Source organism: Bacillus sp. 0209A (genome assembly GCF_036765095.1).
GTDB lineage: Bacteria > Bacillota > Bacilli > Bacillales > Bacillaceae > Bacillus > Bacillus subtilis_G.
In genome coordinates, this window is the sequence record NZ_JBAIZV010000006.1 from 33178 (window position 1) to 58994 (window position 25817).

The 25817-nt window shown below is 43.7% G+C and carries 31 protein-coding genes, 1 pseudogene and 1 riboswitch; of the genes and pseudogenes, 22 read left to right on the top strand and 10 right to left on the bottom strand.

Annotation, left to right across the window (positions count from 1 at the left end):
• Positions 1 to 20 precede the first annotated feature (20 nt).
• Complete coding sequence (locus tag V6D44_RS18255; RefSeq protein ID WP_087992912.1) at positions 21 to 1352, bottom strand: cytochrome ubiquinol oxidase subunit I; 1332 nt, start codon at positions 1350 to 1352, stop codon at positions 21 to 23.
• A gap of 206 nt (positions 1353 to 1558) precedes the next feature.
• Here V6D44_RS18255 and V6D44_RS18260 point away from each other — a divergent pair, with 206 nt between their 5' ends.
• Both V6D44_RS18260 and V6D44_RS18265 read left to right on the top strand, forming a co-directional pair.
• Positions 1559 to 1807, top strand: coding sequence for a type B 50S ribosomal protein L31 (locus V6D44_RS18260; RefSeq protein ID WP_087992911.1), 249 nt, complete (start codon positions 1559 to 1561; stop codon positions 1805 to 1807).
• Between the two features lie 116 nt (positions 1808 to 1923).
• Entirely contained in the window at positions 1924 to 2487 is a 564-nt protein-coding gene (locus V6D44_RS18265; RefSeq protein ID WP_087992910.1) for a beta-class carbonic anhydrase, read from the top strand.
• Here V6D44_RS18265 and yidD read toward each other — a convergent pair.
• Positions 2484 to 2711, bottom strand: a complete 228-nt coding sequence (gene yidD / locus V6D44_RS18270; RefSeq protein WP_087992909.1) for a membrane protein insertion efficiency factor YidD — start codon at positions 2709 to 2711, stop codon at positions 2484 to 2486. The two genes, V6D44_RS18265 and yidD, sit on opposite strands and share 4 nt — an antisense overlap.
• Positions 2712 to 2838: 127 nt before the next feature.
• Between yidD and V6D44_RS18275 the strand changes: the two genes are divergently transcribed.
• Positions 2839 to 3312: an S-ribosylhomocysteine lyase gene (locus V6D44_RS18275; protein WP_087992908.1), complete on the top strand. Its 474-nt coding sequence runs from the start codon at positions 2839 to 2841 to the stop codon at positions 3310 to 3312.
• 119 nt (positions 3313 to 3431) lie between these two features.
• Positions 3432 to 3869: a FixH family protein gene (locus tag V6D44_RS18280; RefSeq protein WP_087992907.1), complete on the top strand. Its 438-nt coding sequence runs from the start codon at positions 3432 to 3434 to the stop codon at positions 3867 to 3869.
• Here V6D44_RS18280 and ytzI read toward each other — a convergent pair.
• The gene (gene ytzI, locus V6D44_RS18285; RefSeq protein ID WP_176365300.1) at positions 3863 to 4003 is read right to left on the bottom strand and encodes a YtzI protein; all 141 of its coding nucleotides are present in this window, start codon (positions 4001 to 4003) and stop codon (positions 3863 to 3865) included. The genes V6D44_RS18280 and ytzI overlap by 7 nt on opposite strands.
• Before the next feature lie 122 nt (positions 4004 to 4125).
• Between ytzI and V6D44_RS18290 the strand changes: the two genes are divergently transcribed.
• From V6D44_RS18290 to ytkD, 3 genes are all read left to right on the top strand, one after another.
• Positions 4126 to 4563, top strand: coding sequence for a Dps family protein (locus V6D44_RS18290; protein WP_087992905.1), 438 nt, complete (start codon positions 4126 to 4128; stop codon positions 4561 to 4563).
• A 165-nt stretch (positions 4564 to 4728) separates the two neighbouring features.
• On the top strand, positions 4729 to 5133 hold the full coding sequence (locus V6D44_RS18295; protein ID WP_014114879.1) for a phage holin family protein: 405 nt from the start codon (positions 4729 to 4731) through the stop codon (positions 5131 to 5133).
• 211 nt (positions 5134 to 5344) lie between these two features.
• Positions 5345 to 5821, top strand: a complete 477-nt coding sequence (ytkD, locus tag V6D44_RS18300; protein WP_087992904.1) for an RNA deprotection pyrophosphohydrolase — start codon at positions 5345 to 5347, stop codon at positions 5819 to 5821.
• A gap of 187 nt (positions 5822 to 6008) precedes the next feature.
• Here ytkD and V6D44_RS18305 read toward each other — a convergent pair whose 3' ends face one another.
• From V6D44_RS18305 to V6D44_RS18315, 3 genes are read right to left on the bottom strand one after another with little or no spacing between them, the layout of a single operon-like run.
• Positions 6009 to 6821, bottom strand: coding sequence for an ABC transporter permease (locus V6D44_RS18305; RefSeq protein WP_087992903.1), 813 nt, complete (start codon positions 6819 to 6821; stop codon positions 6009 to 6011).
• Positions 6796 to 7578 (bottom strand): ABC transporter ATP-binding protein, encoded by a 783-nt coding sequence (locus V6D44_RS18310; RefSeq protein ID WP_333516790.1) that lies wholly within the window; start codon positions 7576 to 7578, stop codon positions 6796 to 6798. Before V6D44_RS18310 ends, V6D44_RS18305 begins: the two co-directional genes overlap by 26 nt.
• Positions 7579 to 7590: 12 nt before the next feature.
• The gene (locus V6D44_RS18315; protein WP_087992901.1) at positions 7591 to 8595 is read right to left on the bottom strand and encodes an ABC transporter substrate-binding protein; all 1005 of its coding nucleotides are present in this window, start codon (positions 8593 to 8595) and stop codon (positions 7591 to 7593) included.
• Positions 8596 to 8743: 148 nt separating this feature from the next.
• Here V6D44_RS18315 and V6D44_RS18320 point away from each other — a divergent pair, with 148 nt between their 5' ends.
• Together V6D44_RS18320 and V6D44_RS18325 are read left to right on the top strand one after the other, a co-directional pair.
• Positions 8744 to 9517: an alpha/beta hydrolase family protein gene (locus tag V6D44_RS18320; protein ID WP_087992900.1), complete on the top strand. Its 774-nt coding sequence runs from the start codon at positions 8744 to 8746 to the stop codon at positions 9515 to 9517.
• A 51-nt stretch (positions 9518 to 9568) separates the two neighbouring features.
• On the top strand, positions 9569 to 9811 hold the full coding sequence (locus tag V6D44_RS18325; protein WP_003223304.1) for a DUF2584 domain-containing protein: 243 nt from the start codon (positions 9569 to 9571) through the stop codon (positions 9809 to 9811).
• A gap of 38 nt (positions 9812 to 9849) precedes the next feature.
• Here V6D44_RS18325 and pckA read toward each other — a convergent pair whose 3' ends face one another.
• Complete coding sequence (gene pckA / locus V6D44_RS18330; RefSeq protein WP_087992899.1) at positions 9850 to 11433, bottom strand: phosphoenolpyruvate carboxykinase (ATP); 1584 nt, start codon at positions 11431 to 11433, stop codon at positions 9850 to 9852.
• A 196-nt stretch (positions 11434 to 11629) separates the two neighbouring features.
• Positions 11630 to 11768: riboswitch (SAM riboswitch) on the top strand.
• A 168-nt stretch (positions 11769 to 11936) separates the two neighbouring features.
• On the opposite strand from pckA, the gene metK reads away from it, so the two are divergent.
• From metK to V6D44_RS18345, 3 genes and pseudogenes are all read left to right on the top strand, one after another.
• Positions 11937 to 13139: a methionine adenosyltransferase gene (gene metK / locus V6D44_RS18335; RefSeq protein WP_003229102.1), complete on the top strand. Its 1203-nt coding sequence runs from the start codon at positions 11937 to 11939 to the stop codon at positions 13137 to 13139.
• A 149-nt stretch (positions 13140 to 13288) separates the two neighbouring features.
• Positions 13289 to 15187 (top strand): asparagine synthase (glutamine-hydrolyzing), encoded by a 1899-nt coding sequence (asnB, locus tag V6D44_RS18340; RefSeq protein WP_202329155.1) that lies wholly within the window; start codon positions 13289 to 13291, stop codon positions 15185 to 15187.
• 97 nt (positions 15188 to 15284) lie between these two features.
• Positions 15285 to 15451: pseudogene (locus V6D44_RS18345) on the top strand (amino acid permease); the annotation flags it as partial.
• 262 nt (positions 15452 to 15713) lie between these two features.
• Here the strand turns inward: V6D44_RS18345 and V6D44_RS18350 are convergent.
• Positions 15714 to 16223, bottom strand: coding sequence for a gamma carbonic anhydrase (locus tag V6D44_RS18350; protein WP_087992896.1), 510 nt, complete (start codon positions 16221 to 16223; stop codon positions 15714 to 15716).
• 48 nt (positions 16224 to 16271) lie between these two features.
• Between V6D44_RS18350 and ytpA the strand changes: the two genes are divergently transcribed.
• Positions 16272 to 17051 (top strand): phospholipase YtpA, encoded by a 780-nt coding sequence (gene ytpA, locus V6D44_RS18355; RefSeq protein ID WP_087992895.1) that lies wholly within the window; start codon positions 16272 to 16274, stop codon positions 17049 to 17051.
• Positions 17052 to 17071: 20 nt separating this feature from the next.
• Positions 17072 to 18175, top strand: a complete 1104-nt coding sequence (gene tbcS / locus V6D44_RS18360; protein WP_087992894.1) for a tetraprenyl-beta-curcumene synthase — start codon at positions 17072 to 17074, stop codon at positions 18173 to 18175.
• On the opposite strand, the gene V6D44_RS18365 is transcribed toward tbcS, so the two are convergent.
• Together V6D44_RS18365 and V6D44_RS18370 are read right to left on the bottom strand one after the other, a co-directional pair.
• Entirely contained in the window at positions 18165 to 18749 is a 585-nt protein-coding gene (locus V6D44_RS18365) for a tRNA (mnm(5)s(2)U34)-methyltransferase (protein WP_202329156.1), read from the bottom strand. The genes tbcS and V6D44_RS18365 overlap by 11 nt on opposite strands.
• Complete coding sequence (locus V6D44_RS18370) at positions 18746 to 19714, bottom strand: TIGR01212 family radical SAM protein (RefSeq protein ID WP_087992892.1); 969 nt, start codon at positions 19712 to 19714, stop codon at positions 18746 to 18748. Before V6D44_RS18370 ends, V6D44_RS18365 begins: the two co-directional genes overlap by 4 nt.
• 161 nt (positions 19715 to 19875) lie before the next feature.
• Here V6D44_RS18370 and V6D44_RS18375 point away from each other — a divergent pair, with 161 nt between their 5' ends.
• The 8 genes from V6D44_RS18375 (at position 19876) to ytrF (ending at position 25736) form a co-directional block, all read left to right on the top strand.
• Positions 19876 to 20148: a YtzC family protein gene (locus V6D44_RS18375; protein WP_087992891.1), complete on the top strand. Its 273-nt coding sequence runs from the start codon at positions 19876 to 19878 to the stop codon at positions 20146 to 20148.
• A 157-nt stretch (positions 20149 to 20305) separates the two neighbouring features.
• Positions 20306 to 20443, top strand: a complete 138-nt coding sequence (locus V6D44_RS18380; RefSeq protein ID WP_003223326.1) for a hypothetical protein — start codon at positions 20306 to 20308, stop codon at positions 20441 to 20443.
• A gap of 33 nt (positions 20444 to 20476) precedes the next feature.
• Positions 20477 to 20869: a GntR family transcriptional regulator gene (locus V6D44_RS18385; protein WP_202329157.1), complete on the top strand. Its 393-nt coding sequence runs from the start codon at positions 20477 to 20479 to the stop codon at positions 20867 to 20869.
• On the top strand, positions 20862 to 21740 hold the full coding sequence (ytrB, locus tag V6D44_RS18390; RefSeq protein ID WP_087992889.1) for an ABC transporter ATP-binding protein YtrB: 879 nt from the start codon (positions 20862 to 20864) through the stop codon (positions 21738 to 21740). The genes V6D44_RS18385 and ytrB overlap by 8 nt, the downstream gene beginning before the upstream one ends.
• Complete coding sequence (ytrC, locus tag V6D44_RS18395) at positions 21734 to 22720, top strand: ABC transporter permease YtrC (RefSeq protein ID WP_202329158.1); 987 nt, start codon at positions 21734 to 21736, stop codon at positions 22718 to 22720. The genes ytrB and ytrC overlap by 7 nt, the downstream gene beginning before the upstream one ends.
• Before the next feature lie 29 nt (positions 22721 to 22749).
• Entirely contained in the window at positions 22750 to 23727 is a 978-nt protein-coding gene (gene ytrD, locus V6D44_RS18400; protein WP_253268501.1) for an ABC transporter permease YtrD, read from the top strand.
• A 13-nt stretch (positions 23728 to 23740) separates the two neighbouring features.
• A complete protein-coding gene (gene ytrE / locus V6D44_RS18405) occupies positions 23741 to 24436 on the top strand; it encodes an ABC transporter ATP-binding protein YtrE (protein WP_039074819.1) in 696 nt (231 codons plus the stop codon).
• On the top strand, positions 24426 to 25736 hold the full coding sequence (gene ytrF, locus V6D44_RS18410; RefSeq protein ID WP_148962403.1) for an ABC transporter permease YtrF: 1311 nt from the start codon (positions 24426 to 24428) through the stop codon (positions 25734 to 25736). The genes ytrE and ytrF overlap by 11 nt, the downstream gene beginning before the upstream one ends.
• Positions 25737 to 25817 lie beyond the last annotated feature (81 nt).

Sequence of the window (25817 nt, forward strand, 5' to 3'; positions counted from 1 at the left end):
GTTTCCTGTTTGCGGAGCCATTACGAATCCGCTGTATTTAAATCTTCGTCAACCGGGTGTTTGCGGAAATAGTACAACAGCACGTAAACGACAGCCGCGCCTAACACGGCGTAAACAAATGTGAAAAATAAGAAAAGGATCCCGATCGAGCCGGTCGTCGTCACCACATCCGATGTTTTCTGGAGATGATAGATGACCCATGGCTGCCTCCCTGTACAGGCGAAAATCCAGCCGAATTCAATGCCGATGATACTAAAAGGGCCTGCCGTCATAAAAATGACCAAAAGCCACGTTGGGAAACGGTCTTTCTTCAGCACCTTTTTCCATACCACACCGATAATGGAATAGAGAATAAGCAGCATACCCACTCCGACCATCGCATTAAACAGCGTGTGAACGAACAGCGGCGGCCATTCGTCTTTTGGAAACGCGTTTAATCCTTTCACAACAGTGTCAAAACGGTCGGCTGCCAAAAAGCTTAACGCCCATGGAATTTCGATGGCCCATTTTACTTTTTCTTCATTCGGGTCGGTAAAACCGCCGATCGCAAGCGGGGCGTGAGACGTTGTTTCAAACAAACCTTCTGCAGCGGCTAATTTTTCGGGCTGGTATTCGTGCAGCATCTGAGCTGATTCGTGGCCGTTCAATGCCGTCAACAATGAAAAAATACCGCCGATTGTCAATGAAAGCAAAAGCGCTTTCCGGTGAAAGCGATAGATGTTTTCCTTTTTTTGCGACCGGATCATCTTGTATGCGGCAACAGAAGCGACGATAAAGGCCCCCGTCATAAACGCGGACACCACGACATGGCCGGCGGTGATAAAAAAGCTCGGGTTGAAAAACGCGGCCCACGGATCAACATCAGTAATTTTTCCATTTTCCATTTTAAAACCCGCAGGCGTGCCTTCAAAGGCGTGAACATTCGTGATGAGAACAGCTGACGCTGCCGCTCCGACTAATACAAAGAAAACGGCAACAATCCTCATAGCCGGTGATAAGCGGTCTGCGGCGTATACGTAAATCGACATGAATAGGGCTTCCACAAAAAAAGCATAGATTTCAATTTGAAACGGGAGGGACATGACTCGGCCGATGACTTCCATAAATCCCGGCCATAAAAGCGCGAGCTGGGTGCCCGCAATCGTCCCGGTCGGTATGGCGACCCCCAGCAAAACGGCTTGTGCTTTCGTCCATCTTTTCGCCATGATCGCATAATGGTCATCTTTCGTTTTTTGATAAATCAATTCAGCCACTAAAATCATGAGCGGCAGACCGACTCCAAGCGTTGCGAAAATGATATGAAAGCCCATTGTCGTGCCAAAAAGGCTTCTGGCCAAAACTAAATCATCCACAATCGTAAACCACCTTTCTCAAAAGACGTTCTATATGTATTTTGGGTTTATTATTTGCTTCCTCGTTTAGATTATTCTTCCTGTTCTTAAATGCCCATGAGGTTTACGATATGGAAACGCAGGGAAGGATGTAAGAAGATTGACAAAACGTTTTTGATAATATAGAATAAAACGTAATTATTACGATTTGAAAGAAGGAGATAGATATGAAAGAAGGAATTCATCCAAAGAACCACAAAGTCATTTTTCATGATGTCAACAGCGGCTACCGTTTTCTCAGCACCTCTACTAAAACATCCAATGAAACGGCAGAGTGGGAAGACGGCAACACATATCCGGTCATTAAAGTAGAGGTCAGTTCTGATACGCATCCGTTTTATACAGGCCGCCAGAAATTTAATGAAAAAGGCGGAAGAGTGGAGCAGTTCAAAAAACGCTATAACATGGGGAAATGAGGCAGACCTGAGGGTTTGTCTTTTTTTCTGTCCTCGTTTGTTTTCGATAAGATGACGAAAAGACAAATACTGTGATATATTGAAGAGTAAAAAGACCAGAAAGGATACAACTAGTTATGAGCCTGCTAAATGATATTCTCGACTTTAACAAAACATTTACTGATCAAAGGGAATACGAAAAGTATCAGACTTCAAAATTTCCAGATAAAAAAGTGGCGATTCTTTCTTGTATGGACACTCGTTTGGTAGAATTGCTGCCGCATGCGATGAATATGAGAAACGGTGATGTGAAAATCATTAAAAGTGCCGGTGCGCTTGTGACACACCCATTCGGAAGCATCATGAGAAGTTTGCTTGTCGCAGTGTATGAGCTGAACGCCGATGAGGTATGTGTGATCGGGCATCACGATTGCGGCATGAGCAAAATCAGCAGCAAAAGCATGCTTGATAAAATCAAAGAAAGAGGAATTACGGAAGAACGCATCGAAACATTAAAGTACTCCGGTGTGGACTTTGATCAATGGTTTAAAAGCTTTGATTCAGTGGAAGCGAGTGTGAAAGACAGCGTAGACGTTATTAAACATCATCCGCTGTTCCCGGAAAACGTTCCTGTCCATGGATTAGTCATTGATCCTAAAACAGGAAAACTGGATCTTGTCGTAAACGGCTATAACGATTAATGTTTTCGTTTCTTTTCAGGAACAGGATCGACTCCTCCCGGATGGAACGGGTGGCATTTCAAAATCCGTTTGATGGTCAGCCATCCGCCTTTTAAAGCGCCATGCGTTTTAATCGCTTCGATTCCATATTGGGAACAAGTCGGATAAAAGCGGCATGTTGGCGGCGTTAGCGGCGAGATGAATTTTTGATATCCTCTGATCAGAGCGATAAATAGGGTTTTCATATGTTTCAGCAACCTTTCTGATGCAAGTATAAGAAAAAAAACACAGATTGAAAAGTTATTCGATAATTCTCATCGGAAAGGTATGTTATAATGAAATTACATTTTAAAAAAAGAGGAGAGTGCCATTATGCCTTCAGTAGAAAGTTTTGAGCTTGATCATAATGCGGTTGTTGCTCCATACGTAAGACATTGCGGCGTGCATAAAGTAGGAACAGACGGCGTTGTCAATAAATTTGATATTCGTTTTTGCCAGCCAAATAAACAGGCGATGAAACCTGACACCATTCACACACTTGAGCATTTGCTCGCGTTTACGATTCGTTCTCACGCTGAGAAATATGATCATTTTGATATTATTGATATTTCTCCAATGGGCTGCCAAACAGGCTATTATCTTGTTGTGAGCGGAGAGCCGACACCTGCGGAAATCGCTGATCTGCTTGAAGACACAATGAAGGAAGCGGTAGAGATTACCGAAATTCCGGCTGCGAATGAAAAGCAGTGCGGACAGGCGAAGCTTCATGATCTGGAAGGCGCTAAACGTTTAATGCGTTTCTGGCTGTCACAGAATAAAGAAGAATTGCTAAAAGTATTTGGCTAAATATAAAAAGACCTTTTTGCGCTTAAGCAAAAAGGTCTTTTTTGTGACGTCTCATATTTTGTGTACCATTTGTTGTAAGCGTTTGCTACTATTTAGGTAAACAATGAAAGGGTGATGGCATGAAAAAGATGTGGATTTTTCTGCTTTTTTCTGCTTTTTTGCTTAACGGGTGCGGATCTGATGAAAACAAAGCAAATACTGCTGAGACGCCGGAGGTATTGGATGTCAAACTGACCGGCCCTGAAAAAGTAAATGCCGGAGAAAGCGCCGCTTATGAAGCAGCGGTATCATATGGCGACGAAGCGGTGACGGATGCCGATGAAGTGGAGTTTGAAGTGTGGAAAGAAGGAGAAAAAGACGCCAGCCACATGTTTAAAGCAAAGCAAGAAAAAGGCTTATACCGATTGGAAACAACGTTTAAGGAAGATGGTGTATACACTGTCCAATCCCATGTCACAGCAAAAAAACAGCATAGCATGCCGACCATAAAAGTCCAAGTCGGAAACGCCGATGCTGTCAGCAATCAGTCTGAAGACGAGCATTCACACAATCATTGATTTTTTGAATCAGAACGAGTTTCTTGCGGAGGATCAATGGTGTGCTTTACATTATAGGCTTTCACAGTCGACCAAATGGTTATAAGCAAAACAGCCAGCACAATCAACATACTTACCGTAATGAGAAGCGTCATGACATTCCACCTCCCGTTTTTTAACAATTGTAACATAGTGAAAACAGATAAGGGTAAAAAAGAGGTTTTAGCGTACGATATAGAGGGTATATATATTCATATAAACAAGGAGGAAGATAATCATGTCAGAACAATTGATTCAAGCAGTGAACAAACAAGTAGCCAACTGGACAGTCATGTATGTGAAACTACATAATTATCACTGGTATGTGAAAGGGAAAGATTTTTTCACTCTTCATGAAAAGTTTGAAGAGCTGTATAACGAAACAGCAACTTATATTGATGACTTGGCAGAACGTCTTTTGGCGCTGAACGGAAAACCGATTGCGACAATGAAGGAATCCTTGGAAACGGCTTCTGTAAAAGAAGCGGAAGGAAATGAATCAGCTGAACAAATGGTTCAGAGTGTATATGATGATTTCACAGTCATCGCGGAAGAGCTTAAAAGCGGCATGGATTTAGCTGATGAAGTTGGTGACGAAACAACAGGGGATATGCTTCTGGCGATCCATCAAAATATTGAAAAACACAACTGGATGCTGAAAGCTTACCTAGGATAAATTCAAAAAAAGAAAGGCCGGATGTCTTATATAAGACGTCCGGCTTTTGATGTTGTATCTGAAAAAATAGGCGACAACCAGTCCATTTTTCTGAAAAATCCAATCCGTTCGGCTTGTTTTCCATAGAATATCGTAAGGCCGTTTCTGTGAAAGGATGTTGGGATAATGGATAGAGACTTTGGCATCTTTTCGTTTTTAGCAGTCAGCGTTTCAGCAGCGGGTTTTTTCTTTGGCGGTTTTCAGTATTCATTCCTGATTTTGCTCTCTCTTATGGCAATTGAATTTATCAGTACGACCTTGAAGGAAACGATTATTCACAAGTTGGCGTTTAAAAAGGTATTTGCCCGGCTTGTTAAAAAATTAGTCACGCTGGCTCTGATCTCTGTATGCCACTTTTTTGATCAGCTGCTGAATACACAGGGGTCAATACGTGACTTGGCTATTATGTTTTATATTCTTTATGAATCTGTGCAAATTGTAGTGACAGCCAGCTCTCTCGGCATACCGGTTCCTCAAATGCTTGTCGATCTTTTAGAAACGTTAAAAAATAAATTCAAGCGCAAACCGTAACTTTTAGCTATTCACAGGTCATAATAAAGCCCAGAGCGTCAGTCGCACATCTTGGCAAAAGGCAAGGCAAAAACTGTACGAGCTAGTCTGTATGCTTTTAGACCCTGATGGCGTGCTGGGTTTCCCTTATTTTTTGTTAAAGGGCTTCCGAAGAAACATAACTGTGGTATGATGTATGGAAGATAGCTAGGAACGGATTTGAGGGATAAACATGTACGAGTTTAAAGATTATTATCAGAATACTGTTCAGCTTTCCTTTGACGATCAGCCTTTCTCGGACAGCCCGAAGCATGTCTGGGTGATTTGCCGTTTTGGCGGCAAATGGCTTTTAACAGAACATGAGGACAGAGGCTATGAGTTTCCAGGCGGGAAAGTAGAGCCAATGGAGTGCGCAGAAGAAGCGGCGCTCCGGGAAGTAAAGGAAGAGACGGGTGCGAGAGTGAAAAGCCTCAAGTACCTCGGACAGTATAAAGTTCTCGGTAAAGAAAAAGTGATTGTGAAAAATATATATTTTGCAGATGTAGAAAAGCTTGAAAAGCAAGCTGATTACTTTGAAACGAAAGGTCCGGTTTTGTTTCATCAGCTGCCGGAAAACCTTTCCCGTAATAAAAAATTCAGCTTTATTATGAAGGATTCCGTTCTTCCGATCAGTTTAAAAAAATTGAAAGAAGCTGGCTGGATTGAATAAAAACCTCGGCAGTATCAGGTTTTCTGATTTTGTCATTTTTCAGCGTGATTGAAAACCTTGAAGTATAGGAAGGACGCTCTAGCGTATAGCCGATGATCTTTTTTACGTGAGCACCGAAGCGCAGGCCTGGCAACGAATGCGAGGGTTTGCCGACACGCTGAAAACCCGGCACATGTGCCGGGTTTTTTTATGTCCTGCCCTTCGTCCATTTCTTTTCCAGCAGCTCTACGCCCTGATACATCAGAGTGGCGAATATGGCGATGATCAGCAGGCTTAAGAAGACGAGCGTAAAATTGAAGACTTGAAAACCGTAAATAATCATGTATCCTAATCCGATCTTGGAAACTAGGAATTCGCCTACAATGACGCCAACCCATGATAAACCGACGTTTACTTTCAGAGTTGAGATAATAGCGGGGGAGGATGCGGGCAGAATCACTTCTTTAAAAATGCCCCATTTCGTTGCGCCGAATGTTTTCATAACTTTTATATAGTTTTCGTCAACCTCCTGGAAGGCGGTGTACACGACGATGGTTGTGATAATGACGCTGATGATGGCCCCCATCGCAATAATGCTGATCAAACTGGGGCCGAGCGCGACAATCAGAATCGGGCCCAGAGCCACTTTCGGCATTGCATTCAAAATAACGAGATACGGATCTAAAATCCTCGCAAGCCGGTTGGACCACCATAACAAAGCAGCGAGGCACGTACCCATAAACGTCCCAAGCAAAAAGCCAAGCACTGTTTCAAATAAAGTGACGCCGATATGTGACAGTAAAGACCCGTCACCGAGCTTCTCCAGCAATAAGTTCCATACAGCTGAAGGAGAGCTGAAAATCAGCGGATCGATCCAGCCGAGCCTGCTGGAGATTTCCCACCCCGAGAAAAAGAGAATAAATATGGCAAGCTGAAAGGAATAGACATTCCGTTTTTCTTTTTTCTGTTTGAATTGATATTGCTCGTGAAGCAGATCAATGGTTTCTTTGCTGTTTCTCAAGAGAATTCAGCTCCTTCCATATCGTTTGAAACAGCGTTTGGAAGGATGGCTCCTGACGGGCGTCAAAAGGCATCATCGCGGCCAATTCTTTAGGGATCGTAAAAATCTGGTGAATGCTGCCCGGCTGATTTGAAAATAAAAAGATCGTATCGCTCATCGCTATCGCTTCCCCAATATCATGAGTGACTAGCACCGCTGTTTTTTGATACTCCTTTAATGTGCGGAATACCAGGTTTTCCAATGAAAGCTTTGTCTGAAAATCAAGCGCGGAAAATGGCTCATCCAGCAAAAGCAGACTTGGATTTGGCGCAAGAGTTCTTGCAAGCGCGGCCCGCTGGCGCATACCGCCCGACAGCTCTTTCGGATATTTTTTCTCCACATCTATGAGACCGAACCCAGACAATAGGCCGAGTGCAGCAGTCTTGCTTTCTTCCGTCAGCGTGTCGGCGATTTTTAAACCGAGAAGCACATTTTCCTCGATAGATTTCCAGGGAAATAAGTAATCCTGCTGAAGCATGTAGCCAATGTTATGTTCTTTTTGATTCGGCTCACTGCCTTCAATCAGAACTCTGCCTTCCGCTGGCTCAATCAGGCCGGCGATAATGGAAAGCAGCGTTGTTTTTCCGCAGCCGCTTGGGCCGAGAAATGAGATGAAATCACCTTTTTCGGCCTCGAAATGAATATCCCGTACGGCCGTCGTTTTTTCTTTAATAGAAAAATAAGTATGGGTTACATGGTCGACATGTAAGAAAGACATAGATGGCGCCTCCTATTTTTCCGAGGTGACTTTTTCGGCAATTTGTTTATTTACAAGCTGATTGTATGGAATGCGCTTCGGCAGTTCTCCCGATTGATCCATAATGGTTTGGAGCAGCTCCCATTCTTTTTCGTTGAGCAGAGGGTCCGGCGAATACGAATGCTGTTTTTTATAGCGGTCAATGGATGTTTCGATGACTTCTGGATCGGTATCATCAAATTCTCCTTTAATGGCTTCTGTGATTTCTTTCGCAGAGTGATTTTCCACCCATTGCTGTGCCTTATAAATGGCTTTTGTAAACTTGACTGCGGTGTCTTCATGTTTCTTCAGGTAGCTTTGTTTCGCCATAAAAGTCGTATAAGGAACCTGGCCTGATTCTTCTCCGAACGAAGCCGCGATATGGCCGATGCCTTTTTTCTCAAACAGCGAAGCTTGAGGTTCAAAGAGCTGTACATAATCGCCGGTTCCAGAAGCAAATGCATTGGCGATATTGGCGAAGTCTATGTTCTGGATGAGATCAACATCCTTATGCGGGTTAATCTTATGTTTGTTCAGTACATACTCGCCGACCATTTGCGGCATGCCGCCTTTTCTCTGGCCGAGAAACGTTTTTCCTTTCAGCTGATCCCAGTCGAAGTGTTCAGCATCTTCTCTCGCGACAAGAAACGTTCCGTCTGTCTGAGTCAGCTGGGCGAAATTAATGACGGGGTCTTTAGCTCCTTGCGCTTCGACATAAATAGATGTTTCTGATCCGACAAGGGCGATGTCGGAGCCGTTTGAAAGAAGCGAGGTCATCGTTTTGTCGCCGCCCCATGTCGTGCTTACATTGACATCAAGCCCTTGTTCCTTGAAAAATCCTTTAGACTCAGCGACATATAAAGGCGCGTAAAAAATCGAATGGGTCACTTCGGCTACTTTGACTTTGGTGAGTGTTTCTTCCTGCTTGCAAGCTGCCAGAGCGATCATCAGAAATATACTGCCGACACAGGCGCATCCCAGCCTTAACCATTTGTTCACATAGACAACCTCCTTATTTAGCATCAAGTTAATATCCTTTTTTGCTTTACATATCGTATGATGGGTATAAAAATGTGTGAATGCCTAATCAGGTTCGCCGGATGTAAGTTTAGAGTAAGGAAAACATATAGAAAAGGAGGCGGCTGCTTTGATTGTTGAGAAAAGAAGATTTCCGTCGCCAAGTCAGCATGTGCATCTGTATACGATCTGTTATCTTTCAAATGGCTTACGGATAAAGGGGCTTCTTGCTGAGCCGGCGGCACCGGGACAGTATGACGGATTTTTATATTTGCGCGGCGGGATTAAAAGCGTGGGCATGGTTCGGCCGGGCCGGATTATCCAGTTTGCGTCCCAAGGATTTGTTGTGTTTGCTCCATTCTACAGAGGAAATCAAGGAGGCGAGGGCAACGAGGATTTTGCCGGAGAAGACAGGGAGGATGCTTTTTCTGCTTTTCGCCTGCTTCAGCAGCATCCGAATGTCAAAAAGGACAGAATCCATATTTTCGGCTTTTCCCGCGGCGGAATGATGGGAATGCTCACTGCGATTGAAATGGGCCGGCATGCGGCTTCATTCGTTTCCTGGGGAGGCGTCAGCGATATGATCCTTACATATGAGGAGCGGCACGATTTGCGGCGAATGATGAAAAGAGTCATCGGGGGAACACCGAAAAAGGTGCCTGAGGCATATAAATGGAGAACACCGTTTGACCAAATAAACAAAATTCAGGCTCCCGTGCTGTTAATCCATGGAGAAAAAGACCAAAATGTTTCGATTCGGCATTCCTATTTATTTGAAGAGAAGCTAAAACAGCTGCATAAGCCGGTGGAGACGTGGTACTACAGTAAATTCACACATTATTTTCCGCCAAAAGAAAACCGGCGTATCGTGCGGCAGCTGACACAATGGATGAAAAACCGCTGACGGTGAAATATGTTATGATAAAGAAAAAAGAGAACGAAAGGGGATTTCACTTTGGGAATGCCTGTTGAATTTAATACACTGATTGTGACAAAAGGAAAAGAAGTTCGCATAGATGAAAATATATTCACGTTGGAAAAAGACGGATATCGTGTGTATCCGATGGAGATTCCGATGGACGTGCGTAAAACAAAGTTCGGCGAAAAGTCGGGCACAGCTGAAGTGCAGAAGCTTCAATGGGAAGACGGCCGGACCATTATTACGTACAAGCTGACGTCCCTGCATTCTGTCAATTAAAACAAGCCAAGAGCGTAAATGCTCTTGGCTTTTGCTTTTTAAACGAGAGGGCCGCCTGCCTGCGCAATGGCATCTGTATGTGCGAACTTTTTAAAATTCTCTTTGAATTCATTTGCGAGGTAGATCGCTTTTTCTCTGAATTCTTCCTTGTTGTTCCATGTGTTTTCCGGCTGAAGGATCTGATCAGGTACGCCGGGAACGTGAACCGGAATATGCAGGCCGAAAATATCGTCAGTCGTCATTTCTGCATTTTCTAATTTGCCTTCAATCGCTGCTTTGACCATCGCTCTCGTGTAAGAAAGCTTCATACGTTCGCCTGTGCCGTAGCCGCCGCCGGTCCAGCCGGTATTGACCAAGAAAACGTCTGCGCCGTGTTCATCGATCTTGTTGCCTAGCATTTCAGCATAGACATGGGCAGGAAGCGGCAGGAATGGTGAGCCGAAACATGTGGAGAACGTCGTTTCAGGAGACGTTACACCGCGTTCGGTTCCAGCAAGCTTGCTCGTATAACCGCTCAAGAAATGGTACATCGCCTGCTCCTTCGTCAGTTTGCTGATCGGCGGCAGGACTCCGAATGCATCAGCCGTCAAAAATACAATGGCTGAAGGATGGCCTGCCATGCTTGGTGTGACGATGTTGTCAATCATATGAATCGGGTAAGCCGCCCGCGTGTTTTCGGTATAGAAGGAATCATCATAATTGGCTTCGCGTGTCTCTTCATCAACAACAACATTTTCGAGAACAGACCCGAAGCGGATCGCGTTAAAGATTTGAGGCTCCTTTTCCTCGCTTAAATGAATGCATTTGGCGTAGCACCCGCCTTCAATATTAAAGACGCCTGTGTCAGACCAGCCGTGTTCATCGTCGCCGATCAGCTTGCGGTCAGCATCGGCTGACAGGGTGGTCTTACCTGTTCCAGAGAGTCCGAAGAAAAGGGCGACATCGCCTTTTTGACCGACATTGGCAGAGCAGTGCATGGATAGAATATCTCTTTCGGGGAGCAGGAAATTCATAATAGAGAAAATGGATTTCTTCATCTCTCCGGCATACTCTGTTCCGCCGATTAAAATCGTCCGCTTTTCGAAAGAGACAATAATAAACGTTTCGGAATGTGTGCCGTCTGTTTTTGGATCTGCTTTAAAATGCGGAGCGGAAAGAATGGTAAACGGCTGTTCAACTGTTTTCTTATCATGGCCTTCCGGGCGGATAAACAGCTGTCTGGCGAATAAATTGTGCCAAGCGAACTCATTCACGACGGTAATCGGCAGTCTGTATTTTTCATCTGCTCCGGCAAATCCTTCAAAAACAAATAGCTCATCCCGCTGTTTCAGATAGCTGACAACTTTTGTGTAGAGCCGCTCAAACGCTTCTTCTGAAATCGGCTGATTCACCGTACCCCAATCGATCTTATTTTTCGTGCTTTCTTCCTGCACGATGAATTTGTCTTTAGGCGAACGTCCTGTGTAAGCGCCTGTTGTCGCCCGAACGGCACCCGTGGATGTTAAAATGCCTTCGTTTCGGGACAGTGCTTTTTCTGTAAGCTGTGCTGCTGATAAATTATGACACACATTTGGACTTGTTAATAAGGCTTGTAAATCAGCGGTTAAATCAACTGAGTTCATATGAAACCTTCCTTTATCGTTTTTTGTGTTTTGCTAATTGTGAATTAGTATAACATATATTTTCAAATAGTCTATACTATTTATCGTTTTTTGTGTGTGCGTTTCCATTGTTTTCCCTTGATATAGGTGCCTATTTCTTCTGAATCATATTGACATTGCAAACCCTTTTACGATAAGATATTTCATTGAGCGGATACTCTTATCCCGAGCTGGCGGAGGGACAGGCCCTATGAAGCCCAGCAACCGGTTTCTCTGTTATTTATTAGGTTCAGCTGTGTGAGACAACCAAGGTGCTAACCTGTTGCAAGGTTGTATGATTCCTTGAGCGATAAGAGTGAAAGGCACAAAGACCAAACCCTTTCCTCGATGGAAAAGGTTTTTTTATTTCATAAAATATGCCAATTAACATTCTCTAATATAACGTTACATTGTATAAGAGGGAGCGAGTTCCGTATCATATATACAAGGTCTATCGGGAGGCCTTGTGCAGGAGGAAGCAAATCATGAGTAAAAATCGTCGTTTATTTACATCAGAATCTGTTACGGAGGGACATCCGGATAAAATCTGCGACCAGATTTCTGACAGCATTTTAGATGAAATTTTAAAGAAAGACCCTAACGCGCGTGTGGCTTGTGAAACGTCAGTGACAACCGGTTTGGTTCTTGTCAGCGGAGAGATCACAACATCTACGTATGTTGACATTCCGAAGACGGTTCGTCAAACCATTAAAGAAATCGGATACACACGTGCGAAATACGGATTTGATGCGGAAACTTGTGCGGTTTTAACATCAATTGACGAGCAGTCTGCTGATATCGCGATGGGTGTAGACCAAGCGCTTGAAGCCCGTGAAGGCACAATGAGCGATGAAGAAATTGAAGCGATCGGTGCGGGTGACCAAGGTTTAATGTTCGGTTATGCGTGCAACGAAACGAAAGAGCTTATGCCTCTTCCGATTTCACTTGCTCATAAATTGGCCCGCCGCCTGAGTGAAGTCCGTAAAGAAGATATTCTTCCGTACCTTCGCCCTGACGGCAAAACACAAGTAACCGTTGAATACGATGAAAATAACAAACCTGTCCGTATTGACGCGATTGTTATTTCAACTCAGCACCACCCTGAAATTACGCTTGAGCAAATCCAGCGCAACATTAAAGAACATGTTATCAATCCGGTTGTTCCTGAAGAGCTGATTGATGAAGAAACAAAATATTTCATCAACCCTACAGGACGTTTCGTTATCGGAGGCCCTCAAGGGGATGCGGGACTTACAGGACGCAAAATCATCGTTGATACGTATGGCGGCTATGCACGCCACGGCGGAGGCGCGTTCTCAGGCAAGGATGCGACGAAGGTAGACCGTTCTGCTGCTTATGCAGCGAGATACGTTGCGAAAAACATCGTTGCGGCTGAGCTTGCTGATTCTTGCGAAGTGCAGCTTGCTTACGCGATCGGTGTTGCACAGCCTGTGTCAATCTCAATCAACACATTCGGTTCCGGAAAAGCTTCTGAGGAAAAACTGATTGAAGTTGTTCGCAATAACTTTGATTTACGACCTGCCGGCATTATCAAAATGCTTGATTTACGCCGTCCGATCTACAAACAAACTGCTGCGTACGGCCACTTCGGACGTCACGATGTTGATCTTCCGTGGGAGCGTACAGACAAAGCGGAGCAGCTGCGCAAAGAAGCGTTAGGAGAATAATTTTATAGCCGCTTACTGGTTAAGCGGCTTTCCTTTTTTTATCGTTGTATTCATGTTTATATTTTTACATAACTGTGAAACCAAATACTATTCACAGCGTCTATAAATAGGGGTTCAATGATGACAATTTTAATTATGGAGGCAATACTATGTGTGGATTTGTCGGGGTTTTTAACAAGCATCCGTTAGCTCAAACCGCTGATCAAGAAGAACTAATCAAACAAATGAACCAAATGATCGTTCACCGCGGTCCTGACAGTGATGGATATTTCCATGATGAGCACGTTGGATTCGGATTCAGACGGCTCAGCATTATTGATGTAGAAAATGGCGGACAGCCTTTATCATATGAAGATGAAACCTATTGGATTATCTTTAACGGAGAAATCTATAACTATATTGAACTGAGAGAAGAACTTGAAGCAAAGGGGTATACATTCAACACGGATTCGGACACAGAGGTTCTTCTTGCGACTTATCGTCACTACAAAGAAGAAGCCGCGTCCAAACTGCGCGGTATGTTTGCCTTTCTGATTTGGAATAAAAACGATCATGTGCTGTATGGAGCAAGAGATCCGTTCGGCATTAAACCATTGTATTACACAACGATCAATGATCAGGTTTATTTTGCCTCAGAGAGAAAAAGTTTAATGGTTGCTCAAAATGATATTGAAATAGATAAAGAGGCATTGCAGCAGTACATGTCATTCCAATTCGTTCCTGAACCAAACACGCTTGATGCCAATGTGAAAAAAATAGAGCCGGGTTCACAGTTTACAATCCGCCCAGATGGCGATATCACATTCAAAACGTATTTCAAAGCGAACTTCAAACCAGTTCAGACTGAAGAAGATAAGCTTGTGAAAGAAGTTAGAGACGCGATCTATGACTCTGTAAATGTTCATATGAGAAGTGACGTTCCTGTCGGTTCATTCCTGTCTGGCGGAATTGATTCTTCCTTTATTGTATCTGTAGCGAAGGAATTGCATCCGAGCTTAAAAACATTCTCTGTCGGATTTGAGCAGCAGGGCTTCAGTGAAGTTGATGTAGCGAAAGAAACCGCCGCGGCGTTAGGCATTGAGAATATCAGCAAAGTCATTTCGCCTGAGGAATACATGAACGAGCTTCCAAAGATCGTATGGCATTTTGATGATCCGCTTGCTGATCCGGCAGCGATTCCATTGTACTTTGTTGCAAAAGAAGCGAAAAAACATGTAACGGTTGCTTTATCAGGTGAAGGTGCGGACGAGCTCTTCGGCGGATATAACATTTACCGTGAGCCGCTATCCCTTAAACCGTTTGAACGCATTCCGTCCGGCCTGAAAAAGATGCTTCTGCACGTTGCGGCTGTCATGCCTGAGGGCATGAGAGGAAAGAGCCTGCTTGAACGCGGCTGCACACCGCTTCAAGATCGTTACATCGGTAACGCGAAGATCTTCGAAGAGTCTGTCAAAAAACAGCTGCTGAAGCATTATAATCCGAACCTTTCATATCGCGATGTGACGAAGACTTACTTTACAGAGAGCAACTCATACAGCGATATTAATAAAATGCAGTATGTCGATATCCACACTTGGATGCGCGGGGACATTTTGTTAAAAGCGGATAAAATGACGATGGCGAATTCTTTAGAACTCCGTGTGCCATTCTTGGATAAAGTTGTATTTGATGTTGCTTCGAAAATTCCTGATGAGCTGAAAACGAAGAACGGCACGACGAAGTATCTTCTTCGCAAAGCCGCTGAAGGAATTGTGCCTGAACACGTATTAAACCGCAAAAAGCTCGGTTTCCCTGTACCGATCCGTCATTGGCTGAAAAACGAAATGAACGAATGGGTGCGGAATATTATTCAGGAAAGCCAAACGGATGCTTATATCCACAAGGAGTATGTCCTGCAGCTTCTTGAAGACCATTGTGCGGACAAGGCAGATAACAGCCGTAAAATCTGGACTGTACTGATCTTTATGATCTGGCATAGCATCAATATCGAAAAACGCTATATGCCTGAAGAGCTGAACCATCAGCCTAAAGAAGTCATCTTTGTGTAACAGACAAGGCTTTCGATTCGTCGAAAGCCTTGTTATGATACCTTTATTTCTCCATCATTATTGATTACCAATCCGTTTTTTTCTGTTTGCGTCTTAAATATCATTGGCATTTTTAGCATTTATCTTTATTCTTATGGCTTACAGTTCTGATACAGGAGGATCCGTGATTGTCGGACCGGTTTGGTTTCTCATCTTACTTGCTGTATTATGCAAAAGGTTTCCATAAGAAAAATGTCTATTGCCAGCGAACGAAATATCAGTTGACAAAAAGAGCTCACAGTGAGCTCTTTTTGTGTGTGCTCATAGAAAATCAAGAACAGGAAAGAATAGGAATGTGTTTTTGAGCGGCTGCCTACAGTTGTGAATCATGTTTTATGATAAGATAAAAGTCATACGTTTGATGCCATATGTGAATGTTTGATGGAAAAATCAAAACCCGAACGGTCATTACGCCCGGGTAACCGATGGTTATTGCTTTCAAACATAATTTGAAAAATGGTAAAGTAAGACGAAGCAGGTCTTATGTTTATTGAAGTGATTTATAGTATTGGCCCTTTGCTACATATTCCGACCGTATTCGCTGCATATCTTGCCGGTCTTCTTCCGTCAAAGGGCGGATGACTTTTGCAGGACGGCCAAAGGCGAGATGGCCAGGCGGAATGGTTTTTCCCGGCGGCACAAGACTGCCGGCACCAATAAAGGCGCCTTCGCCAATTTCGGCTCCGTCCAAAATGATTGAGCCCATGCCGATTAAGGCATTCTTGCGGATGACAGCGCTATGAAGTGTAACCTGATGGCCTATCGTGACGTCATCTTCAATGAGAAGCGTCCGGTTCGGGCTTTGATGGAGGCAGCTTAAATCTTGAATATTGACTCTGTTTCCGATTCTGGTCGGCGCGACATCTCCCCTTATGACAACAGAAAACCAAATGCTGGACTGTTCTCCGATAACAACATCACCGGTAATTGTTGCGTTATCAGCTACAAAGGCTGTTGGGTGGATATCTGGCATATGTTTCTTATAAGGGTAGATCATAATATTCATCCTTCTTTCTCTATTTAAATTTCGTATGAGGTGAAGAGCATGTGGACCTGGAAAGCAGACAGACCTGTTGCAGTCATTGTGATGATTCACGGAGCAAGTGAATATCACGGACGATATAAATGGCTGATTGAAATGTGGAGATCTTCGGGTTATCACGTTGTCATGGGCGACTTGCCGGGTCAGGGAACAACGACAAGGGCAAGAGGTCATATTCGCTCATTTCAAGAATACATTGATGAAGTAGATACTTGGATAGATAAAGCACGAACCTTTGAGCTGCCGGTTTTTCTTCTTGGACACAGCATGGGCGGCCTGATCGCGATTGAATGGTTTAAACAGCAAAGAAATCCCCGGATCACGGGAATTATTTTATCATCACCGTGTCTCGGACTGCAAATTAAAGTCAATAAAGCGCTTGATCTTGCATCAAGAGGCCTAAATGTCATCGCTCCGTCGCTTAGGGTTGATTCGGGTTTATCAATTGATATGGCGACGCGTAATGAGGATGTCATCGAGGCCGACCAAAACGACTCGTTATACGTCAGGAAAGTATCTGTCAGGTGGTACAGAGAACTATTGAAAACAATTGAGTCAGCGATGGTGCCGACAGATGCGTTTTTGAGAGTGCCGCTTCTTGTGATGCAGGCAGGTGACGACAAGCTTGTTGACAAAACGATGGTGATCAAGTGGTTTTCAGGTGTTGCTTCCCGAAATAAAGCGTACAGAGAGTGGGAAGGGCTTTATCATGAAATTTTTAATGAACCCGAAAGAGAAGATGTCTTTAAAGCAGCAAGAGCGTTTACTGATCAATATATTTGAACGAATTGGGGGTGCATGTGTTGACAGTACCGGAACATCCTTTTGGACTGATGGCAAAAGTATATCGAGATATTTTTCCGCTCGTTCATCAAGAGCTGGACATATGGAAGCGAAAATCAGAATCAATTCATAACAGTGAATTAAAAGCACAGGCAACCGCAAGTATTCGAGACAAAACGTTTCACTGTGAAGGCGGCGGCATACTGGCGTTATTGTCAGGCAATCAAAAGCAGAAATGTGTCGAGTTTATCATCGCGTATCAAACGATCAGTGATTATCTGGACAATCTGTGCGACCGCAGCACCTCACTTGACCCGCAGGATTTTCGGATGCTCCACGCCTCAATGCAGGACGCACTGACAGTGGGAGCGGAGCCGCGCAATTATTATCAATTCAGAGAAGAACAGGATGACAGCGGGTATTTGCATGAATTGGTCAAAACGTGTCAGCGTGTTCTTGGTTCAATTGAGCACTACGACATGATTAAACCGTATCTGCTTGAACTATGCGGCTATTATTGCGATTTGCAGGTGCATAAGCACGTCATTGAGCATGAGCGTGTTCCGAGGCTTGAGAAGTGGTTTACTCAATATGAATCAGAGCTTCCTGAGATGGAATGGTATGAATTTTCGGCTTGTGCAGGCTCTACATTAGGCATTTTCTGTCTTGTTGCGTATTCATTCCAGCCTGATTTCACGGAAAACACCGCTAAAAAAATTCGCAATAGTTATTTTCCTTACATACAAGGTCTTCACATTCTGCTCGATTATTTGATTGATCAGGAGGAGGACTTGCTGGAAGGGGACTTGAATTTCTGCTCGTATTATCAATCGCATGAAGAAATGATGAAGCGGCTTGAACACTTTATCCAAAAAGCCGATGAACATTTGCACGGCATTCCGCATGAAAACTTCCATCGTTTAATCAATCGCGGCTTGCTGGGCGTTTATTTGTCAGATGATAAAGTGGCGGGCCAAAAGGAAATGGGCCGGCTCGCGAAGAAGCTGATCAAAGCCAGCGGAAAAACCTCCTTTTTCTTTTATATCAACGGCAGAGCCTATCGAAAATTTCAAAAAATAGCCTGGATGAAAAACTCAAAGAAAAAAGCTCAAATCATTTGCTGATTTGAGCTTTTTTTTCGATGGCGACAATAAATGGCGGATCATTTTGCTGATTGATAAATCCATATGTTAACACACGGGCTGATTGCTGATCCAAGTCTCGGCAAAAATCGAGCACGTCGTTTTTTTCAGCTTTGCCTTCCGGGTGGCCATGATAAACAACCAGAACAATCAAGCCCCCATCTTTCATGATGCTGAGAAGCTGCTCAATCGCTTTGATGGTTGAATTTCCGTTGGTCGTAACCGACTTGTCCCCGCCCGGCAGATAGCCAAGGTTAAACACAGCGGCAGCCACTTTGCCATGTGTTTCCGGCGGGAGGGATTCAGCGATTTTGTCATGGCTTTTGTGAAATAACGTTGTTCGTTCTTGATATGTCTTACCGAGCCGATCCTTCGTGTTGGCTACGGCTGATTCTTGGATGTCGAATGCGTACACATGGCCGTTTTCACCGACGAGCTCCGCTAAAAACTGCGTATCATGGCCGTTGCCCATCGTTGCATCTATGACGATATCTCCTTCCCCCGCTGCCATTTTCAGCAGTTCTTTACTGTAAGGAAGAATTTTTTTCAAAATCATAGAGCTGATTCCTCCTCAAGATGCTGGAAGAACTTCCCTTGATAGCTGCCGCGATTTTCAAGTTCTTTATTAATGGCGCCAAGCACTTCCCATTTGTTGACGCTCCACATCGGCCCGATCATCAATTCAATTGGTCCGTCACCTGTAATGCGGTGAACGATCATTTCCGGCGGAATGATCTCAAGCTGATCACAAACGAGCTGCACATATTCATCTTGAGAAAGGAATTCCAGTTTTCCCTTTTCATATTGCTTGACCATCGGCGTGCCTTTCAATAGGTGCAGCAGGTGGATTTTAATGCCCTGGACGTCCAAATCTGCGACGGCCTTTGCGGTTTCCATCATCATGTCCCGGTCTTCCAAAGGCAGTCCGTTGATAATATGCGAGCAGACACGTATGCCGTGTTTTCTTAACTTATTGACGCCTTCCACATAACAGTTAAAATCATGTGCGCGGTTGATCAGAAGAGCAGTCCGTTCATGAACCGTTTGAAGCCCAAGCTCCACCCACAAATACGTGCGTTCATTCAGTTCTGCCAAATAGTCAACGACATCATCGGGCAGACAGTCCGGACGTGTGGCGATCGAAATGCCGACCACATCGTCTAGGGCGAGAACGGATTCAAATTTCTCACGAAGCACCTCAACCGGCGCGTGAGTATTGGTGAAGGCCTGAAAATAAGCGATGTATTTTCCGTCCTTCCATTTTTCGTGCATGCGGTTTTTGATGTCATGGAATTGCGTAATTAAATCATCGGCCCGGTTTCCGGCAAAATCGCCTGAACCTGCTGCGCTGCAAAAAGTGCAGCCGCCGTGGGCAACGGTGCCGTCCCGATTCGGACAGTCAAAGCCGCCGTCAAGCGCCACTTTAAACACCTTATGGCCGAAATGTTCTCTAAGATGATAATTCAATGTATGATAGCGTTTTTCCGTATTTGAATAAGGAAAAGGATTGTTCTGCATCACAATTCATGTGCCTCCTTGCGTACGATTGCATCCTAAAATTGTAGCACGCATTTCACAAGAGAACAAATGAATATCGACCATAAATTACTTTATTGAACGAAGTGAGATGGGGCTACAATATGAGTGATGGATTGTTTCCATTACCAAGAGGAGGGGTTACTGTGGCAACAAGACAATCAGTAGATGAACATCTCCAGCAATGTATGCAGGCGTATGATGATGCTGAAGAACAGCTTAAACTCGCTTCAAAACAAGAGCATTATAACGACCAAGAATACAGTGACGCGCAAATGCAGCTTGAAAATGCGGTAAATGCTTTAAATAAGCTGTGGCTGTCGTCAAATGACCAGCAGAGAGAACAGCTGTACAGAATGAGGCTTCAGCTTCAAGCTTTGCAAAATAATATGATCCTGCATCACCCTCTTGATGTGTAAGAAACGGACCCTTTTGACTAAGGGTCCGTTTTTTTGTAAAAAAAGGATTGACTTTAGGCGTAAAAGTATTTATTGTATTGAGTGTACTAATTGATGTAATACACTATAGACACTCAAAATAGATTAGTCAATTTAGATTGAAATGAAGGAGGCAGTTATGAAACATAAAAAACGAAACAAACGTAACTTGCCGATGCTGATCGCGGCATCTGTGATCGCTTGTTCTTTTTTTCTTGTTCTTGTGATGATCGGTTTTGAATGGCAAAAAAGTATAATTGATCAGTTTTATTTATAAAAGGTTCAGATCGTATAGAAAGTAGGGAAGTAAATGATTCAAATCGATCCAAGAAGCTCAACACCCATTTACGAACAAATCATTCAGCAAATGAAAGAGCTTTGTTTAAAAGGGATCATGACGCCTGGTGATAAGCTTCCTTCTGTCAGAGAATTGGCGACGATCATTATTGCGAATCCGAACACTGTCAGCAAAGCGTACAAAGAGCTTGAGCGTGAAGGGATTATCGAAACGCTGCGGGGCAGAGGGACCTATATTTCGGAGCAAGCGAAAACAACTTTGGTTGAAGGGAAGATGACGATGATTAAAGAGCAACTTAAACAGCTCATCATCGATGCCCATTATGCAGGGGTTGAGCTGGAAAAACTGCAAAAATGGATGAAGGAAATCAGCATGGATGTGAAAGGCGGGCAAGAGGATGATTGAATTACGGCAGCTGTCAAAAACGATTGACGGCAATCAAGTATTAAAAGATGTTTCATTAACGATTGAAAAAGGAGAAATCTTCGGGCTCCTCGGCCGCAATGGGTCAGGCAAAACGACGATGCTCCGTTTAATCCAGCAAATCATTTTCGCAGACAGCGGGACGATTTTGTTTGACGGCGTAGAAATCAAAAAGCATCCGAAGGTCAAACAAAATATTATCTACATGCCCGTTCAAAACCCTTTCTACGACAAGTATACATATAAGCAGCTTGTCGACATCCTGAGAAGAATTTATCCGAAATTTGACGTCACCTACGCGAATGAGTTGATGAATAGATACGAAATTCCAGAAACGAAAAAGTACCGTGAGCTGTCGACGGGCCTGAAAAAACAGCTGTCTCTCGTTCTGTCGTTTGCGGCGAGACCGGCGCTGATTCTCCTTGATGAGCCGACAGACGGAATAGACGCGGTGACAAGGCATGATGTGCTGCAGCTGATGGTCGATGAAGTGGCGGAGCGTGATACGAGCATTCTGATCACCTCCCACCGGCTTGAGGACATAGAGCGGATGTGCAACAGAATCGGTTTTCTCGAAGATAACAGGCTGACGAATGTGATGGATCTTGATGAGCTAAAAGAGGAATACATCAAAATTCAAATGGCGTTTGATACAGATGTCAACTTGGAGATCAGAGAACAAAATATTCCGATGCTCGATCAGGCCGGCGTGTTCTATACGGTCCTGATTCCGAAAAGCGACGAAGAGAAGAAGAACTTTTTAAGAAAGCTGAAGCCAAAAGTGTGGAACGAGCTTCCTGTCAACTTGGAAGAAGTGTTCATTGCGAAGTTTGGAGGGAAGCGGAGATGGTAGACCGAGGTCTCCTCTATCGAGAGTGGAAACAGAATCAAGTGGTGATTTTGCTAAGTATTGTGTTTTTAGTGCTGGCAAATCCGCTCTCTATTGTGAATACGTATTTGTCTTATCAAGGATGTCTTGCTCATCAAGACCCGCAATATTGTGATTTTATTGTCAATTATAGAGTAAGCAATCTGATAGACATCAACTGGATGCCAGGTGTCATTTTGGCGGTTTGCTTCTTGGGAATGGAACGTTCGAAAGACACGATGGATTTTATATTAAGCCTCCCATATAACAGAAGCCAAATTTTCCAGACGAAATTTTGGTTAGGCGGTTTAGTGATTATGCTGTCGCAATTGCTTGGCTTTTTACTTGCTTGGCTGCTAATTCTTGTCTATAACCCTGAACACGTCTACTTTTTTGAGCACGGCAGTGTTGGAGTAATCGTCATTAGTTTTATGGCTTACTGTTTGTTGATGGCCGCTGGGGCATTAACGGGGAATGTTTTTGCCCAGTTATTAACGGCCTTTGCTGCTGCGGCATTACCATATTTAATTGTTGCATTGCCGGTTGGAAACTTTGAAGTTGTTTTTGGTGTGAGTATATGGGAAATGTTCCCTTCCCCTGAGGCGTATTTCTCCCTGGCAAGCAATTTATCATATCTTGTACCTATTGGTTACGTTGCAAATGGATGGCTGTCTGACAGTAAATATATTTTATTGATTCCAGCTGCCATGAGCATTCTGTTTTACTTGATTGGCTATATAAGCTTCAAAAAGCATCCAAGTGAGCGAAACGGACACTTTTTCCTTTGGAACAGATTAGACCGTCCTGTACAAATTCTGGTTATGTCTTTCGGTATTCTTGGTTTTGGTTTATTTGGATATTCAGCCGGACATTCCATCATGGGTTACATTTTTGGAATGATTATTGGAGCCGTAGTTGGATTTTTTGTGAGCTACTTCTCTATTTATAAGAAAACGAAACATTAAGAAATACTTTCGGTTTGGAGGGAAGTGATGTGCCGGATTCCGGGCTATTTTATAAAGAGTGGAAGCAAAATAAAGCGCTGCTCATCATGATTTTTTTGGTATTTATGCTTAGCAATCCTTTTACCGTATTAAATACGTACATCTCATATCAAGGCTGCGTGGCTAATCAGAACGAGTGGGTCGGCCCCTGCGTATTCAGTGTTGATTATTTAAACGGCACATTCATTTCATTCTTTTGGATTTGGGGAGTCGTTTTAGCGGTCAGCCAGCTTGGAATTGAACGTAGCAAGAGCTTCTTTGATTTTACATTAAGCCTTCCATATACACGAGGGCAGATATTTAATGCGAAGTTCCTTACCGGCGGAATGGTGATTGTGGTGCCGCAGCTCATAGGTTATGTTTTGTCTGTTTTGCTGATCATGCTTTTGAAGCCAGATCAGGCCGTTTATTTTCACAATTACAGCCTTGGAATGATCATTGTCAGCATGCTGGCTTATTCGCTTGTTATGGCAGGAGGAGCTCTGACAGGCAATATTTTTGCACAGCTTTTGGTCTCATTTACCGTGGCCATTTCGCCATTTTTACTCATCAGCCTGCCTGCGATCAACCTCGAGATCCTTTTTGGCGGATCAATTGATTTTATCCATGGTCCAATACCTAAATGGGTGCAGTATTTCATTCCGATAACCTATGTAGACTCGAAATGGGTGGAGAATTCACCTCATTATTTAGTGATTCCGGCTATCATGACTATCATCTTCTACATCATCGGCTATATTAGTTTTGTCAAACTGTCTAATGAAAGAAACGGGTACTTCTTCTTATGGAAGCCGCTTGACCGTCCGGTGCAGATCATCGTTATTATCATAGGAATCATGGGATTTGGCTATTTTGGATTTTCTGCCAGCGAGAGCTTTGCAGGCTATCTCATTGGCATGGCTGCAGGCGCGGTAATTGGTTTCTTCATCAGTTATTTTGCGATTTATAAAAAAACAAAACATGTGTAAGGGAGAGAAAAATATGATTGATGTTCAGCATATCGACCATTCTTTCACGATCGGAAAAAAAGGCCGTGAGAATGAAGTGCCAGTATTGAAAGATGTTTCATTAAGCGTGGCGAAAGGTGAAATCGCCTGTATAGTCGGACGAAGCGGGTCGGGGAAGTCAACGCTTTTGAATTTAATTTCCGGCTACATATCGCCGACAAAAGGGCGGATTGTCATTAACGGAACTGATGTCACTGGCTTTAATGAAAAGGAATGGGCTCAGTTCCGCCTTGAACACTTTGGGTTTATTTTTCAAAGCTTTCAGCTCATCCCGGGGTTAACGACGTATGAAAATGTTGAAATGCCGCTGGCGTTAAAAGGGATCAAACCGTCTGAGCGCAAGCAAAAGGTGCAGGACATGCTGAAACGCGTCGGTCTGGAGAATCACGCCGCTCATTATCCGAATGAACTGTCAGGCGGCCAGCAGCAGCGTGTCAGTATTGCGAGAGCGTTGATTTTAAATCCATCCATTATTTTAGCGGATGAGCCGACGGGAAGCCTTGATTCAGAAACGGAACAGGAAGTGCTGGATTTGATTCAGCAGCTGAACCGCGAGCGGGGCATTACATTTGTGATCATTACCCACGATGATGAAGTCGCTTCTATCGGACATTCGAAATTTCAGCTTCATGACGGTGTGTTAAAAGGAGGAATTACGGTTGAGGTTTAAGGATCAGGTTCATTTTATCAGAAGAAATATGAAGAAAAACAGGCTCCGTGTCTTTATGACAATTCTTGCGACAACAATGGCGTGTGCGTTTTTGGTTGTGCTGTCGTCGGTTGGATTCGGGATACAAAAGACGATTACGGATATGACGATGAGCCAGCAGGTTGTGACGAAAGTCAGTGTAATGGGCAAGGAAGGCGATAAGCCCATTAAAAAAGCAGATTTAGAGAAGTATGATCATGTAAGGTCAGTTGTAGAAAGAACACAAGTGTATGAACCAAACAAAGCAACTTTAGGCAATCGCACAAATGAAAGTTCTAATCTCATCTTTACCAATATGAACGATGAACTAAAGGCCAATATGGAGTTGGATAAAGGAAGAGTCGCAAAGTCGGAAAATGAAATTGTAGTAGGATACGACTTTGCAAAGGGATTATTGACGAAAAAAGAATCGGAAGCGTATAACAAAAAAATAGAGGAAGCAAAAGGAAACCCGGAAGATATAAAAGAACCAGATGGCTATACAAAAGATATTCTGAACAAAACGATTGAATTAAGTGTATCAAAAACAAATCCTAAAACAGGGGATGTTGAAAAAACAAAAACATATGATTTTAAAATTGTCGGTATTACAAAAAAGCCATCTCAAGATTGGATGGAGGACTCAAACATTTTCATCAGTGATCAATTCAAGAAGGATTTTTCGGAATTCTTAGATTTCAAAGGCGGAAATGTTGAAAAAAACACTGGCGTTTTTGCTGATAAATTTGAGAACGTGGAACAGCTGACAAGTGATCTGACAGATGATGGATACTATGTCACATCAGTTACTACCGAGCTTGAGGGCGCCAACACCTTCTTCATGGTCTTCAAAATCGGCCTGATCTTTGTCGGATGTATCGCGGTTATCATCTCTGCGATCGGCATTTTTAACACGATGACGATGGCGGTGACAGAAAGAACGCAGGAGATTGGCATTATGAAAGCGATTGGGGCGAGTCCGTCCATCATTCGCCGAATGTTCCTGATGGAAAGCGCGTATATCGGAATTTTAGGCTGTGTGATTGGGATTATCATTTCTTACGGCGTAAGCTTCCTTGTCAATCTGGCTGTCCCGATGATTCTCGCGGCGACAAGCGGAAGTGATGCGGGCGATTTGAATTACACCTTCTCCTACATCCCGGCCAGCCTTGTGATCATCGCTGTGGTGATTTGCGGAGGGGTAGCCGTGATTTCCGGGATGAACCCGGCGAGAAAAGCGACCAAAACCAACGTGCTGACAGCGTTAAGAAGAGAATTATAATGCGTACGAGCCGGCTGAGACAGCCGGCTTTCTCTATGGCGTATGATGGTGTTTTGCTATACACTTGAATAAAAAAGGAAA

Coding starts and splice junctions, on each gene's coding strand:
- V6D44_RS18310 (WP_333516790.1), bottom strand. CDS start 7,578: ATGTCTTTCTTACATGTCGACCATGTAACCCATACTTATTTTTCTATT.
- V6D44_RS18380 (WP_003223326.1), top strand. CDS start 20,306: ATGAAACATAAAAAACGAAACAAACGTAACTTGCCGATGCTGATCGCG.
- ytrC (WP_202329158.1), top strand. CDS start 21,734: ATGGTAGACCGAGGTCTCCTCTATCGAGAGTGGAAACAGAATCAAGTG.
- V6D44_RS18260 (WP_087992911.1), top strand. CDS start 1,559: ATGAAAGAAGGAATTCATCCAAAGAACCACAAAGTCATTTTTCATGAT.
- V6D44_RS18265 (WP_087992910.1), top strand. CDS start 1,924: ATGAGCCTGCTAAATGATATTCTCGACTTTAACAAAACATTTACTGAT.
- V6D44_RS18280 (WP_087992907.1), top strand. CDS start 3,432: ATGAAAAAGATGTGGATTTTTCTGCTTTTTTCTGCTTTTTTGCTTAAC.
- V6D44_RS18295 (WP_014114879.1), top strand. CDS start 4,729: ATGGATAGAGACTTTGGCATCTTTTCGTTTTTAGCAGTCAGCGTTTCA.
- V6D44_RS18365 (WP_202329156.1), bottom strand. CDS start 18,749: ATGATTTTGAAAAAAATTCTTCCTTACAGTAAAGAACTGCTGAAAATG.
- ytrB (WP_087992889.1), top strand. CDS start 20,862: ATGATTGAATTACGGCAGCTGTCAAAAACGATTGACGGCAATCAAGTA.
- asnB (WP_202329155.1), top strand. CDS start 13,289: ATGTGTGGATTTGTCGGGGTTTTTAACAAGCATCCGTTAGCTCAAACC.
- pckA (WP_087992899.1), bottom strand. CDS start 11,433: ATGAACTCAGTTGATTTAACCGCTGATTTACAAGCCTTATTAACAAGT.
- ytpA (WP_087992895.1), top strand. CDS start 16,272: ATGTGGACCTGGAAAGCAGACAGACCTGTTGCAGTCATTGTGATGATT.
- ytkD (WP_087992904.1), top strand. CDS start 5,345: ATGTACGAGTTTAAAGATTATTATCAGAATACTGTTCAGCTTTCCTTT.
- V6D44_RS18385 (WP_202329157.1), top strand. CDS start 20,477: ATGATTCAAATCGATCCAAGAAGCTCAACACCCATTTACGAACAAATC.
- ytzI (WP_176365300.1), bottom strand. CDS start 4,003: ATGACGCTTCTCATTACGGTAAGTATGTTGATTGTGCTGGCTGTTTTG.
- ytrE (WP_039074819.1), top strand. CDS start 23,741: ATGATTGATGTTCAGCATATCGACCATTCTTTCACGATCGGAAAAAAA.
- V6D44_RS18275 (WP_087992908.1), top strand. CDS start 2,839: ATGCCTTCAGTAGAAAGTTTTGAGCTTGATCATAATGCGGTTGTTGCT.
- V6D44_RS18290 (WP_087992905.1), top strand. CDS start 4,126: ATGTCAGAACAATTGATTCAAGCAGTGAACAAACAAGTAGCCAACTGG.
- yidD (WP_087992909.1), bottom strand. CDS start 2,711: ATGAAAACCCTATTTATCGCTCTGATCAGAGGATATCAAAAATTCATC.
- V6D44_RS18350 (WP_087992896.1), bottom strand. CDS start 16,223: ATGATCTACCCTTATAAGAAACATATGCCAGATATCCACCCAACAGCC.
- metK (WP_003229102.1), top strand. CDS start 11,937: ATGAGTAAAAATCGTCGTTTATTTACATCAGAATCTGTTACGGAGGGA.